Source organism: Kitasatospora mediocidica KCTC 9733 (assembly GCF_000744225.1).
In the GTDB taxonomy this organism is placed as follows: domain Bacteria; phylum Actinomycetota; class Actinomycetes; order Streptomycetales; family Streptomycetaceae; genus Kitasatospora; species Kitasatospora mediocidica.
Window position 1 is genome coordinate 1,976,775 of record NZ_JQLN01000005.1, and the last position, 13,454, is coordinate 1,990,228.

Here is a 13,454-nt window from a genome sequence, read left to right on the forward strand (position 1 = left end):
CCGTTTGACAAGGGTGGCCGGGGTACGGTCACACTCCGCTGGTGGGGTCGTCGCGATGCGACACCGCACGACGGTGTGTGCCGGGCTGCGGAGAGCCCGGGTTGCCTGCGGTGACCGGTCCCATGGCCGGTCGGTATCCCGTGGGGCACGCCGGCCAGGACAGGTAAACGACCGGGAGAGAAGAGCGAAGGTGTCCCCGAGCAGCGAGACCGCGCGCAACGGCAAGCGACTCGTCATTGTCGAGTCGCCCGCCAAGGCGAAGACGATCAAGGGCTATCTCGGCCCCGGATACATCGTCGAGGCGAGCGTCGGGCACATCCGTGACCTTCCGGGGACTGCGGCCGAGGTACCGGACCAGTACACCGGTGAGGTGCGCCGCCTCGGCGTCGACGTCGACCACGACTTCGCCCCCATCTATGTGGTGAACGCCGACAAGAAGTCGCAGGTCTCCAAGCTCAAGGCGCTGCTCAAGGAGTCCGACGAACTCTTCCTCGCCACCGATGAGGACCGCGAGGGCGAGGCCATCGCCTGGCACCTGCAGGAAGTGCTCAAGCCCAAGGTCCCGGTCAAGCGGATGGTCTTCCACGAGATCACCAAGGACGCCATTCAGGCGGCCGTGGCCAACCCGCGCGAGCTGAACCAGCGTCTGGTCGACGCCCAGGAGACCCGCCGCATCCTCGACCGCCTGTACGGCTACGAGGTCTCGCCGGTGCTCTGGAAGAAGGTCATGCCGAAGCTCTCGGCCGGCCGTGTCCAGTCGGTGGCGACCCGCCTGGTGGTCGAGCGCGAGCGCGAGCGGATCGCCTTCACCTCCGCCTCGTACTGGGACCTGACCGCCACCTTCGCGACCGGCCGCACCCCGGCCGACGCCGCGAACCCGGAGACCTTCGGCGCCCGGCTGTCCTCGGTGGACGGCAAGCGGATCGCCAGCGGCCGTGACTTCGGCCCGGACGGCCGGCTGAAGGTTTCGGAGATCAAGGGCGCCAACACCCTGCACCTCGACGAGCAGAGCGCGCGTGCGCTGGTCGCCGCCCTGGAGCAGACCGCGTTCAGCGTCCGCGGCGTCGAGTCCAAGCCGTACCGCCGCTCGCCGTACGCGCCGTTCCGCACCACCACGCTCCAGCAGGAGGCCAGCCGCAAGCTGGGCTTCGGCGCGAAGCGGACCATGCAGGTGGCCCAGAAGCTGTACGAGAACGGCTTCATCACCTATATGCGTACCGACTCCACCACGCTCTCCGAGACCGCGATCAACGCGGCCCGGGCGCAGGTCACCCAGCTGTACGGCGCCTCCTACCTGCCGGACGCGCCGCGCACCTACGCCAGCAAGGTCAAGAACGCGCAGGAGGCGCACGAGGCGATCCGCCCCTCCGGCGACCGCTTCCGCACCCCGGCCGAGACGGCGCTCGGCGGCGACGAGTTCCGGCTCTACGAGCTGATCTGGATGCGCACGGTCGCCTCGCAGATGAAGGACGCCGTCGGCCAGTCCGTCACCGTCAAGGTCGGCGGCGTGTCGGCGGCCCGGCAGGACGTCGAGTTCTCCGCCTCCGGCAAGATCATCACCTTCCACGGCTTCCTCAAGGCCTACGTCGAGGGCGCGGACGACCCGAACGCCGAGCTGGACGACCGCGAGCGCCGGCTGCCCCAGGTGACCGAGGGCGACCCGCTCTCCGCCGAGCAGCTGACACCCGAGGGCCACGCCACCAAGCCGCCGGCCCGGTTCACCGAGGCCTCGCTGGTCAAGGAGCTGGAAGACCGCGAGATCGGCCGGCCGTCGACCTACGCGTCGATCATCGACACCATCATCAACCGCAAGTACGTCTTCAAGAAGGGGACGGCGCTGGTGCCGTCGTTCCTCTCCTTCGCGGTCGTGAACCTGCTGGAGAAGCACTTCGGCCGACTGGTCGACTACGACTTCACCGCCCGCATGGAGGACGACCTCGACCGGATCGCCAACGGCGAGGCGCAGTCCGTGCCGTGGCTCAAGCGCTTCTACTTCGGTGAGGGCGAGGGCCACGCGGTGGGCGGCGCCGCCGAGGCCGGCAACGGCGACGGCGACCACCTGGGCGGCCTGAAGGAGCTGGTGACCGACCTCGGCGCGATCGACGCCCGGGAGATCAGCTCGTTCCCGCTCAACAGTGAGATCACCCTGCGGGTCGGCCGCTACGGCCCGTACGTGGAGAAGGCCTCGCAGGTCGAGGGCGAGCCCGGCCAGCGCGCCGACGTCCCCGACGAGATGCCGCCGGACGAGCTGACGGTCGAGCTGGCCGAGGAGCTGCTGGCCAAGCCGAGTGGCGACTTCGAGCTGGGCACCGACCCGGTCAGCGGCAACCCGCTGGTGGCCAAGGACGGCCGCTACGGCCCGTACGTCACCGAGATCCTGCCCGAGGGCACGCCCAAGACCGGCAAGAACGCCGTCAAGCCGCGCACCGCGTCGCTGCTGAAGACGATGTCGCTGGACACCGTCACGCTGGACGACGCGCTGCGGCTGCTCTCGCTGCCCCGGGTGGTCGGCGCCGACGCCGAGGGCGTGGAGATCACCGCGCAGAACGGCCGCTACGGCCCGTACCTCAAGCGCGGCACCGACTCGCGGTCGCTGACCGACGAGGAGCAGATGTTCACGGTCACGCTGGAGGAGGCGCTGGCCATCTACGCGCAGCCCAAGCAGCGCGGCCGGGCCGCCGCCGCGCCGCCGCTCAAGGAGCTGGGCACCGACCCGGTGAGTGAGCGCCCGGTGGTCGTCAAGGACGGCCGCTTCGGGGCGTACGTGACGGACGGCGAGACCAACGCGACGCTTCGCAAGGACGACGACGTCGAGACCATCACGCCCGAGCGCGGCTACGAGCTGCTCGCCGAGAAGCGGGCCCGCGGGCCGGTGAAGAAGGTCGCCAAGAAGGCTCCGGCCAAGAAGGCGACCGTGAAGAAGACGGCTGCCAAGACCACCGCGACCAAGGCGACCGCCTCCGCGACGGCCGCGAAGAAGACGGCTGCCAAGAAGACGGCCGCCAAGAAGGCTCCGGCCAAGAAGGCGACCGCGGCGAAGAAGACCGCGGCCACCAAGGCCGCCGCCGACCAGGGCTGACGCGTCCGAAGCCGGGCCCCGCACCTGCGTGGTGCGGGGCCCGCGGCGTGTCCGGCGCCCGGCGTGGCGACCGGCGCTCGGCGGCGCGCCCGGGGGCCCACTGCGGGCTGCGTCACACTCCGGTCCGTCACAACCCTGCAATGGGTGGGATCCGGAAAGCCGTGAACCCATTTTGGCCAAGCGCTGCCCGCTACGCTGACGGTATGACGAGCGAGGAGCAGCCCACCCCCACTGCAGCGGCCGCGGCACCAGCCGGGGCCCCCGACCTCCCCGAGGTCGCGCCGGCCGGCACTCCCGGTGAGCGAGCGCGGGCGATGCTGCGGCTGCGCCCGTACCGCCGGTTGTGGGTCACCCAGCTGATCGGCGGGACCGCCGACCGGCTGGCCTTCCTGGTCCTGCTGCCGCTCACGGTGATCGCCGCGAACGCGGCCGGTCAGTTCGGCGGGGGGTATCGGGGGGCCGTCCTGGCGGTGGCCCTGGTCTTCGCCGTCCGGCTGGCCGCGACGCTGCTCTTCGGCGCGGCCCTGCTCGGCCCGCTGTACGCGCTGGTCAGCACCAGGCTGGACCGCCGCTGGACGCTGATCGGCGCCGACGGTCTGCGCGCCGTGCTGATCGGTGTGGCGCCGTGGTGGCTCGGCTGGCTGAGCGGTTCGGCGGCCACCTGGGCACTGCTGGCGACGGTCTTCGTCGCGGGCGCGGCCGAGCGGGTCTGGGCGGTGGCCAAGGACGCCACCACGCCGAGCCTGCTGCCGCCCTCCGACCCGTACGCGCCGCAGGCCGAACAGCGGCCCTCGGCCGCCAACCTGGACACCGTCCGCACCCTCGACCTGCGCACCGGCTGGGCCACCGTCCCGCTCGCGGCGGTCGGGCTGGTCGCCTTCACGCTGCTCAACAACCTCTTCGCCGCGCTCGGCTCGCAGTGGTTGAGGGACCATCAGGTGACGGTCGCCGCGCTCGGCGCGGCGGGCCTGCTGATCGCCTCCGGGGTGCTCCTCTACCTGCAGGAGCTGCCGCGTGGCCGGGTGACGAGCGGTCCGCGCTCCCCGCTCCAGGGCCTGCGCGCGCCGACCGACGCCACGCCCGGCCCGGCGCTCAGCAAGGGCCGGACCGGCTCCGCCCCGTACTTCACCTTCTCGGTGGCCGCTGCCTATGCCGCGATGGCCGGCACCGCCGCGCTCGCGCTGCTGACCGCCGCCGAGCACGGCGCCGGCCCGGTCGGCTACGGCCTGCTGGTCCTCGCCGCGACCGGCGCGCCGTGGCTGGGGCTGCGGCTGACCAAGGTCACGCTGCCCGCGCTCTCCCGCCGCCGGCTGCTGGCGGTCTCGCTGCTCGTCATGGGCACCGCGCTGATCCTGGCCGGGCTGGTCTTCGACTACGTGCTGATCCTGATGCTCACCACGCTGGCCGGGGTGGCCGCGGGGATAGTGGTCGGGGTCGGCCGGGCGCTGCTGGAGCAGGAGGTCGAGGAGGCCAGGCTGGCGCGGGTCACCGACCACCTGTACGCCGTGCTGCGGGCGGTGGTGGCGGCCGCGCTGGTCGTCGTCCCGCTGATCGCCGCCGCCTACGGCGAGGTCGACTACGGCAACCGCGCCCCCGGCAGCTTCACCTTCATCCACGCGGGCGCCGCGCTGGCGATCGCCACCGCCGGGGTGCTGACCCTGGTGCTGGCCGCCGTCGTGCTGCTCAAGACGGACGACCAGCGCGGGACGGTGCCGTTCGGCCGCGAGCTGCTGGAGGCGCTCGGCGGCGGCCGCTCGGACTCGCCGCACCGGACCACCGGAAGCGGTTTCTTCATCGCCCTGGAGGGCGGCGACGGCGCCGGCAAGTCCACCCAGGCGCAGGCGCTGGCCGAGTGGATCCGCAGCAAGGGCCACGAGGTGGTGCTCACCCGCGAGCCCGGCGGCAGCCCGGTCGGGCAGCGGCTGCGCGGCCTGGTGCTGGACGTCGGCAACACCGGCCTGTCGCACCGCGCCGAGGCGCTGATCTACGCGGCCGACCGGGCCGAGCACGTCGAGAACGTGATCCGCCCGGCGCTCGCGCGCGGCGCGGTGGTGATCACCGACCGCTACATGGACTCGTCGATCGCCTACCAGGGTGCCGGCCGTGACCTGGCCGCCACTGAGGTCGCGCGGATCTCCCGCTGGGCCACCGGCGGCCTGGTGCCGGATCTGACCGTGGTGCTGGACGTCGACCCGACGAAGGCGCGGGAGCGGTTCACCGAGGCGCTGGACCGGCTGGAGTCCGAGCCGACCGAGTTCCACGCCCGGGTCCGGGCCGGCTTCCTCGCCCTGGCGGCCGCCGATCCGGTGCGCTACCTGGTCGTCGACGGCAGCCAGCAGCCCGCCTTCGTGACCACCGCGGTCCGCCACCGGCTGGACCGCGAGCTGCCGCTCTCCGAGCAGGAGAAGACCGCGCGGATCGAGCAGGACCGGCGCGCCAAGGAGGAGGCCGAGCGGCGGGCCGCCGAGCAGGCCCGGCTCAAGGCCGAGGCCGAGGCCGCCGAGCGCAAGCGGCTCGAACTGCTGGAGGAGCTGCGCGCCGAGCAGGCGGAGAAGGACCGGCTGGCCAAGGAGGAGGCTGAGCGGGTGGCCGCGGAGGCCGCTCGCCAGGCGGCCGAGGAGGCCCGGCGGAAGGCCGAGGAGCAGGCGGAACTGCGGGCCGTCCAGGAGGCCGAGCGGCGGGCCGCCGAGCAGGTCCGGCTCAAGGCGGAGGCCGCCGAGCAGGAGCGGCGCGCGGCGGAGGCCGCGCAGCAGGCCGAGCTCCAGCGCCGGCGCGATGTGCAGCGCGAGGAGCAGCGGCGGCGCGCCGAGGAGGCCCTGCAGCGGGCGGAGGCGGCGCGCCTGGCCGAGGCTGCGGCCGTCGCGGCCGCTGCCGCCGCCACGTCGGCGGCCACCACGGCGGAGCTGCCGCAGGTGGGACCGGACGACCTGACGCAGGAGATCTCCGAGCGGGACCGGCGCGCCGCGGTGGCCGCGGCGGACGCTCTCGCGCGGTCGAAGGCGGCCCCGGCACCGGCCCCGGCCGCCGCCGACGAGACGGCGGTGCTGCCGACGGTCCCGGCGGCGGACGAGACCGCGGTGCTGCCGCGGGTCGGCTCGGCGGACAGCGCCAAGGACGGTGCCAAGGACAGCGCCAAGGACGGTGCCAAGGGAGCCAAGGCCGCCCCGGCGGGTTCGGGCGGTTCGGTCCTTCCGGTGCTGCCGGTCGAGGAGCGGGTGCCGCCGGGGCTCTGGCGCCCCGAGCCGGCGGCCGAGCGGCCGGTGGAGCAGACCCGGGCGTTCCCGTCGGTGTCGGAGGAGGACGCGCCGCCGCTGCGTCCGGCCCGTCCCTCCTGGGCCGCGCCCGCCGGGGCCGTCGGGGCCGCGCCGGAGGCCGAGGAGGAGCCGGAGCGTCCGGTCCGTCCGGCCTGGGCCGAGGAGACGCCGATGGACGACCTGCCCAGCCTGACCGACACGCTGCTCGGCTCGCGCGAGGACTGGGCCCGCTGGCAGCAGGCCGAGCCGGAGGGCGAGCAGTCCGAGGGCGGGACGGACGACAAGGGGCGCAAGCGCCGCAAGTGAGCGGCGGTCGGGCGCCGGTCCGATCCTGTCGGACCGGCCCCGTATGCTCGGGGTTTGAGCAGTGGGCTTGAGCAGCGGGCGACACGGTGGGAGCAGCAGTGGCCGTCTGGGACGACCTGGTGGGCCAGGAACGCGTGGTCGAGCAGCTGACCGCCGCCGCCCGGGCGGCCCGCGCGACGGTGCTTGCCGGGCGCGGCGCAGCCTCGTCCGCCATCGAGCCCGGGGGTAACGCCTCGTTGATGACGCACGCCTGGCTGCTCACCGGTCCGCCGGGGGCGGGCCAGGTCACCGCAGCCCGGGCCTTCGCCGCCGCCCTGCAGTGCACCAGCCCCGATCTGGAGCTCGGCGGCACGCCCGGCTGCGGGTTCTGCGACGGCTGCCACACCGTGATGGCGGAGAGCCACGCGGACGTGAAGTTCGTCCGGAGCGACGGCTTGTCGATCGGCGTCGGCGACATGCGCAGTCTGGTGCTGCGCGCCTCCAGCTATCCCACCGGCGGGCGCTGGTCGGTGATCCTGATCGACGCCGCCCACCGGCTCACCGAGTCGGCCGCCAACGCGCTGCTCAAGGGCGTCGAGGAGCCGTCGCCGCGGACCGTCTGGCTACTCTGCGCGCCGTCGGTCCAGGACACCCTGCCGACCATCCGTTCGCGCTGCCGCCACCTCGTGCTGCGCACGCCGTCCGCCGACGCGGTCGCCGACATGCTGGTGCGCCGGGACGGCGTCGAGCCGGGTGTCGCCCGGATCGCGGCGCTGGCCGGGCAGGGCGACGTCGAGCGCGCCCGGCGGCTCGCGGTGGACGAACAGGCCCGCGCCCGGCGCCTGGAGGTCCTGCGGATCCCGCTGGTGGTCGCCGACGTGGGCGGCTGCCTGGCCGCGGCGCAGCAGCTGGTGGACACCGCCAAGACCGACGCCGAGGCGCTGGCCGAGACCCGCGACGCCAAGGAGACCGGTGACCTCAAGGCCGCCTACGGCGCCGCCGAGGGGCTGGGCGGCAAGGCCCCGCGCGGGATGGCCGGCGCGGTGAAGGAGCTGGAGAAGCGGCAGAAGAGCCGGGCCACCCGGACCCGGCGGGAGTCGCTGGGCGTCGCGCTGCTCGATCTGCTGGGCTTCTACCGGGACGTGCTGGCGATCCAGCTCGGCGCGCCCGGCTCGCTGGCGAACGAGGACCAGCGCACCGCCCTGGGCAAGGTCGCCGCGGGCGGACCGCCGGAGGGCACCCTGCGGCGGATCGAAGCCGTGCTGGCCTGCCGTCGCGCGCTGGACCGCAACGTCGACCCGCTGCTCGCGGTCGAGGCCATGACGCTGGCGCTGCGGGCCGGCTGACGCCGCGGCGCCCGGCCGGGTGGCCGCGCGGGTGGCCGGGCTGGCGGGTGTTGGACCCGCTGCGCTCGCTCGTTCGAGTGAACGTGGGCAATCGCCCAGAACGGTCGCATGGATCCCCGGTGTCGTCTTGCACGCTGTGGGCTGGGCCGGTCCGGCCCCCGGTGTACTGGACCTTCCGAGGTGGTGCCCCATGCCCCGCTCGTCCCTCCTTCTGCTACTTCTCCCGATCCTGTTGCTCGGCTTCTGGCTGGCCCGTGGCGCGCTGAACCGCTGGCGGGACCAGCGCGCCGCCGTGACCTACGAAATGTCCGCCGACCTTCGCCCGGCCATGCTGCGGGCCGGCGGGGCGGTGCTCTGCGGGATGTGCGCGACCGCGCTCGCGGTGGCCGCGGTGCTGGGTGGCCGGGGTGTGCTGGGCGGTGTCGGTGCCGGGGGCCCGGGCAGCGCCGGGGCGAAGGCCCCCGGCGCTGGGGGCGTCCAGCGTCCGGAGGCGCCGCCGACGCCGGGTCTCGCCAACGCGGTCGCCGCGGTGGCGTCCGGGTCCGCTGCGCCGTCCGCTCACCCGTCCGCGTCCGCGTCCGCCTCGGCGGCTGCGTCCGGCTCGGCCTCGGCGGCTGCGGGGCCGGTGCGGTTCGAGACGGTCTCGCACCCGGCCGAGGGCGAGTTGGTGCAGGGCGCCGTGCCCACCGCCGGAGGCAAGTCGCGCACCGTGCGGGTCTGGCTGCCCGCGCACTACGGTGACGACCCGTCGGCGCGCTTCCCGGTGCTCGTGCTGCAGGCAGGCACCCCCGGCCGCACGGCGGACAGCGAGATCCCCGACGTCTTCGACGGCATCGCGTCGGCGATCAAGCTGGGCCGCTCCCAGCCGTTCGTGGTGGTCGCGCCCGAGGGGCCCAAGGGGACCGGGCGCCCCTGCGACCTGGTCGCCGCCGCCCCGCAGGCACTCGCCGACGACGCCGCACTGCGTACCGCCATCGCCGCCACGTTCCGTACCCTGCCGCCCGGACCGCAGGGCTGGGCCGCCCTCGGCGTGGACGCCGGTGCCCCGTGCGCGGCCGCGGCCGGGCTGACCCGCGGGGACCTGTACGGCGCCGCGGCCGCCGTGTCGGGCCGGTACGACGCCGCCGCGCTGGCACAGGCCGGCGCAGACGCGCCGTCCGGTGCCGCGCCGCAGCTGCTGCTGGCCGCCGCCAAGGGCGACGCCGACGGCCTCGCCTCGGCGCGGCAGGTGAGGAACGCGCTGCACGCGGGCAAGGGCCAGGCGGCCCGCGCGCTCGTCAGCACCTCCGACATCGTCGAGGACTACGCGCCGGACCGGGAGCGCCTGCGGCTGGTCCGGATCGCGGCGCAGTACCTCGCGGAGACGCTCGCTCACCCGGGCGGCTGAACGGGCGGGCAACGCGCCCGGCGGGCGTGGCGGGCCGGGCGGTGGGCGGCCCGCTTCCCGCTACGCTCGGACCGCCGGTCGAGGACGGACCGCACCCGAGTGTCCCGAGATCCCGAGATCCTTAAGGGGAGCCCGCATGCGACCTGCCCGGCGGCACCGAACCACCGCTGCGCTGCGGATGGCGTCAGCACTGGTCGCGACCGGGCTGACGCTCGCGGGCTGCACCGGCCACTCCGGCGCCGCGAAGCCGCCCGGGATGGACAACGGCGGCCCGATCTCCGCCGACGGCACCCCCGCCGCGACCGCTTCCGCCGCCGCCGTTGCGGGCGCTGCCACGCCGTTGCAGCCGCTGCCCGCGGCGATCCCGGCCGACCTGGCTTCCTTCTATGCACAGCAGTTGGCCTGGCAGCCGTGCGACCAGAAGTTCGAGTGCACCAGCTTCAAGGTGCCGCTGGACTACGACCACCCCGCTGCCGGTGACCTGAGCCTGAGCGCGGTCCGCCAGAAGGCCTCCGGGGACGGCTCCGCCCAGCACCTGGGCTCGTTGCTGCTGAACCCCGGAGGCCCGGGCGGCTCGGCGATCGAGTACGTCGAGTCGGCCGCGGCCGGTTACAACCCGGCGGTCCTCGCGGCGTACGACCTGGTCGGCCTCGACCCGCGCGGGGTCGGCCGGAGCAGCCCGGTCAGCTGCCTGAGCGGTGACCGGATGGACGCCTACACGGCCGTCGACAGCACCCCGGACACCCCGGCCGAGGTCGATCAACTGGTAGCGGCGGACAAGGAGTTCGCGGCAGCCTGCGAACAGCACTCGGGCCCGCTGCTGGGCCACGTCAGCACCGTCGAGGCGGCCCGCGACATGGACGTACTGCGCGCGCTGCTCGGCGACCCGAAGCTCGCCTACGTCGGCAAGTCGTACGGCACGATGCTGGGTGCGACGTACGCCGGGCTCTTCCCGTCCCGGGTCGGCCGGATGGTGCTGGACGGTGCGGTCGACCCCTCCCAGGACGCGCTGACCAGCAACCGCACCCAGGCGGGCGGCTTCGAGACGGCCTGGAGCTCCTTCGCCCAGGACTGCGTCAAGCGCGACGACTGTCCGATCGGGCGAACCGAGCAGGAGGCCGGTCGGCAGCTCGACGCGCTCTTCGCCAAGCTCGACGCCAGCCCGCTCAGCGCCGACGGCGGGCGGAAGCTGACCGAGGCGCAGGGCGTCACGGGCGTCATCGAGGCGATGTACGCGGAGTTCCTCTGGCCGCAGCTGCGCGCCGGGCTGAAGGCGGCGCAGGCCGGCGACGGTGGCCCGCTGCTCAAGCTGTCCGACGACTACTACGAGCGCGGCAGCGACGGCTCGTACCCCAACCTGATGTTCGCCAACATGGCCGTCAACTGCCTCGATTCGCCGGCGCCCTTCCGCAGCCCGGACGAAGTCGCCCGCGCGGTACCGGACTTCGAGAAGGCCTCACCACATTTTGGGCGCGACATGGCGTGGATGGCACTGTCGTGCACGTACTGGCCGGTCAAGCCGACCGGCGCCCCGCACACCGTCCGGGCGGCCGGCGCGGCCCCCATCGTGGTGGTCGGCACCACCCGCGACCCGGCCACCCCGTACGCCTGGGCGCAGGCGCTGGCAGGCCAGTTGGAGTCCGGCCGGCTGCTGACCTACGACGGCGACGGGCACACCGCCTACGGCCGGCACAACGACTGCGTGGACTCCGCGATCAACCGCTATCTGCTGCAGGGGGATTCGCCGGCCCAGGGGCTGCGCTGCGCCAAGTAGCCAACCAGTCGTCCAGCAGCTTGATCTGACGCTCCGCCGGGAACTCGGCGGGAGCGAAGAGCGCCTGGACCACCAGGCCGAGCGCGAACCCCTGGGCGGCAGCGGCCAGATCCTCGGTCGCGGTGGTCGTCGGCAGCTCGCCGCGGCGCTGGGCGGCGGCGACGTGGACGGCGAGTCGCTCGCGCGAGCGGCGGTAGCGCCCGGCGTGGTCGGCGGCGAGCTCGGGGTCGGCCAGCGCGACGTCCCAGGAGCTGACCCAGATCCGGTTGGCGGCCGCGCTCTCGGGGGTGAGCGGCAGGACGTCCAGCAGCGCCGTCCGCAGCGCGGCGAGTCCCTCGGTCGGCGCGGTGCGGCGCGGGCGCTCCTCGGAACGCTGCGCCAGGATCTCCAGCGCGGTGCGGAGCAGGGCGCGCTTGTTGGGGAAGTAGTGCGTGAGCAGTCCGGTCGAGGCGTCCATCTCGGCTGCCACCGCGCGCAGCGTCAGAGCGCCGAAGCCGCGCGTGACGAGCACCCGCCAGACCGCCTCGGAAACATCGCGGCGGCGGGCTTCATGGTCTCCACGGGCAGGCGGCATGGCGCTATAGTACCTGCCAAACGTTTGTTATGTACGACGTCTGCTGTGTACGGCGCCTGTTGTGCGCGTCGCACTCCGCAGCCCGGATTCCTTGGGGGACCCCGTGTACGCCATACCGCTCTCCGCCACGCTCGACGCCGAACTCCGCCCGCTGGAGCCCTGGCAGGCGCCCGAGTTCCTCGCCCACATCGACCGCGCCCGCGCCAACACCGACCCGTGGATCCCCTGGGCCTCCGGCTCCACCGACCTCGACTCGGCCCGCGCCACCCTCCAGGGCTACGCCGACAAGCAGGCGGCCGACACCAGGCGGATCTTCGGCATCTGGCTGGACGGGACGCTGGTCGGCGGCGTGATGTTCGTGAGCTTCGACACCCGCCTCGGCAACTGCGAGATCGGCGTCTGGACCGAGGCGGCCGGCCAGGGCCACGGCCTGGTCACCGCAGCCGTCCGGCACCTGCTGGAGTACGCCCTGGTCGAGCGCGGGCTGCAGCGCGCCGAGTGGCTCAGCAGCACGCTCAACGCCCGCAGCGGCGCGGTCGCCAAGCGCCTCGGGATGAGCCTGGACGGCGTGCTGCGCTCGTACTTCCCGCACAACGGGATCCGGCACGACAAGGAGGTCTGGTCGATGCTCGCGAGCGAGTGGGCGGACTCCGAGCAGCGTCCCGGGCGCTGAACGACCCCGGTCTGTCGGCTCCCCAGCGTCGGTACGATGATGTGCCCACGACTGCCTGAGGAGCCCCCGATGCTGGGAGTCAACCACCTCGCCACCTACACGCTCGGCGCGGTGGTGATCATCCTGCTACCCGGGCCGAACTCCCTGTACGTGCTCTCGGTCGCCGCCCGCAAGGGCGTCCGCACCGCCTACCGGGCGGCGGCCGGGGTCTTCCTCGGCGACTTCACCCTGATCAGCCTCACCTCCCTGGGCGCGGCCTCGCTCCTCAAGGCCAACCCCGACGTGTTCGCCGTCGTACGGTTCGGCGGCGCGGCCTACCTGCTCTGGATCGGCTACGGCATGGTCCGCGCCGCCCGCCAGCTCTGGCGCGAACACCGCACCCCCGCGACGGCCGCGCCCGCCGAGGTCGTCAGCGGGACGGAGCGCCCGTTCCGCCGGGCACTGGTGATCAGCCTGCTCAACCCGAAGGCGATCCTCTTCCTGCTCTCGTTCTTCACCCAGTTCGTCGACCCCTCCTACGGACGCCCCGCCCTCTCCTTCGCCCTGCTCGGCGGCATCCTGCAGACCCTCTCGGCGATCTACCTCTCCGTGGTGATCTTCACCGGCACCGGCCTCGCCAACGCCTTCCACCGCCGCAAGCGCCTCTCCGCCGGCCTCACCGGCGGCGTGGCCGTCCTCTTCGCCGCCTTCGCCGCCAAACTCCTCGTCTCCTCCGCCTGACCACCCCCGGCCGCCGCCCCCACCAGGCACGCCCCGGGGAACCCGTTACGGATCACCCCCGGAACCTGTGTAGACTAGCCCGCGTTGCCGATGCCAACCTGCCTTCGCAGGTCAGCCTTGGTGGCGGTGCCGCTTTAGCTCAGTTGGCCAGAGCAACGCACTCGTAATGCGTAGGTCATGGGTTCGAATCCCATAGGCGGCTCCGTAAAGGCCCAGGTCAGATAGCCTCTGACCTGGGCCTTTTGCCTTCCCGTGACCTTTGGTGTCGGGCGGGCGTGAGCGGAAATCGCTTCATGATCACTCCCGGTGGACATTCGGTGGACATTCGTGCAGCGAGCGTGCACGCCGGTGGGCACGGACTT

Annotated in this window: 8 protein-coding genes and 1 tRNA gene; 8 read left to right on the forward strand and 1 reads right to left on the reverse strand. The window is 73.6% G+C overall.

Annotated features, from left to right (window positions below; translation table 11 throughout):
• Window positions 1–190 precede the first annotated feature (190 nt).
• The 5 genes from topA (at window position 191) to BS80_RS22725 (ending at window position 11,125) form a co-directional block, all read left to right on the forward strand.
• Window positions 191–3,079 carry a type I DNA topoisomerase gene (topA, locus tag BS80_RS22705; protein WP_035800099.1) on the forward strand — a complete coding sequence of 963 codons (2,889 nt, stop codon included), beginning with the start codon at window positions 191–193 and terminating at the stop codon, window positions 3,077–3,079.
• Window positions 3,080–3,282: 203 nt separating this feature from the next.
• On the forward strand, window positions 3,283–6,639 hold the full coding sequence (tmk, locus tag BS80_RS22710; RefSeq protein WP_035800101.1) for a dTMP kinase: 3,357 nt from the start codon (window positions 3,283–3,285) through the stop codon (window positions 6,637–6,639).
• Window positions 6,640–6,737: 98 nt separating this feature from the next.
• Window positions 6,738–7,964: a DNA polymerase III subunit delta' gene (locus BS80_RS22715; RefSeq protein ID WP_035800103.1), complete on the forward strand. Its 1,227-nt coding sequence runs from the start codon at window positions 6,738–6,740 to the stop codon at window positions 7,962–7,964.
• A gap of 190 nt (window positions 7,965–8,154) precedes the next feature.
• Complete coding sequence (locus BS80_RS37965) at window positions 8,155–9,351, forward strand: hypothetical protein (RefSeq protein WP_051966927.1); 1,197 nt, start codon at window positions 8,155–8,157, stop codon at window positions 9,349–9,351.
• Between the two features lie 136 nt (window positions 9,352–9,487).
• Entirely contained in the window at window positions 9,488–11,125 is a 1,638-nt protein-coding gene (locus tag BS80_RS22725) for an alpha/beta hydrolase (protein ID WP_035800107.1), read from the forward strand.
• Here BS80_RS22725 and BS80_RS22730 read toward each other — a convergent pair.
• Window positions 11,067–11,699 (reverse strand): TetR/AcrR family transcriptional regulator, encoded by a 633-nt coding sequence (locus tag BS80_RS22730; protein ID WP_035800110.1) that lies wholly within the window; start codon window positions 11,697–11,699, stop codon window positions 11,067–11,069. The two genes, BS80_RS22725 and BS80_RS22730, sit on opposite strands and share 59 nt — an antisense overlap.
• A gap of 103 nt (window positions 11,700–11,802) precedes the next feature.
• On the opposite strand from BS80_RS22730, the gene BS80_RS22735 reads away from it, so the two are divergent.
• The 3 genes from BS80_RS22735 (at window position 11,803) to BS80_RS22745 (ending at window position 13,294) form a co-directional block, all read left to right on the forward strand.
• On the forward strand, window positions 11,803–12,372 hold the full coding sequence (locus BS80_RS22735; protein WP_035800112.1) for a GNAT family N-acetyltransferase: 570 nt from the start codon (window positions 11,803–11,805) through the stop codon (window positions 12,370–12,372).
• Between the two features lie 69 nt (window positions 12,373–12,441).
• Window positions 12,442–13,092, forward strand: coding sequence for a leucine efflux protein LeuE (gene leuE, locus BS80_RS22740; protein ID WP_035800116.1), 651 nt, complete (start codon window positions 12,442–12,444; stop codon window positions 13,090–13,092).
• A gap of 128 nt (window positions 13,093–13,220) precedes the next feature.
• A tRNA-Thr gene (locus BS80_RS22745) sits at window positions 13,221–13,294 on the forward strand.
• Window positions 13,295–13,454 lie beyond the last annotated feature (160 nt).

Bases quoted from the DNA above. Each gene is read 5' to 3' on its own strand.
- tmk (WP_035800101.1), top strand. From the start codon at position 3,283: ATGACGAGCGAGGAGCAGCCCACCCCCACTGCAGCGGCCGCGGCACCA.
- BS80_RS37965 (WP_051966927.1), top strand. From the start codon at position 8,155: ATGCCCCGCTCGTCCCTCCTTCTGCTACTTCTCCCGATCCTGTTGCTC.
- BS80_RS22725 (WP_035800107.1), top strand. From the start codon at position 9,488: ATGCGACCTGCCCGGCGGCACCGAACCACCGCTGCGCTGCGGATGGCG.
- BS80_RS22730 (WP_035800110.1), bottom strand. From the start codon at position 11,699: ATGCCGCCTGCCCGTGGAGACCATGAAGCCCGCCGCCGCGATGTTTCC.
- leuE (WP_035800116.1), top strand. From the start codon at position 12,442: ATGCTGGGAGTCAACCACCTCGCCACCTACACGCTCGGCGCGGTGGTG.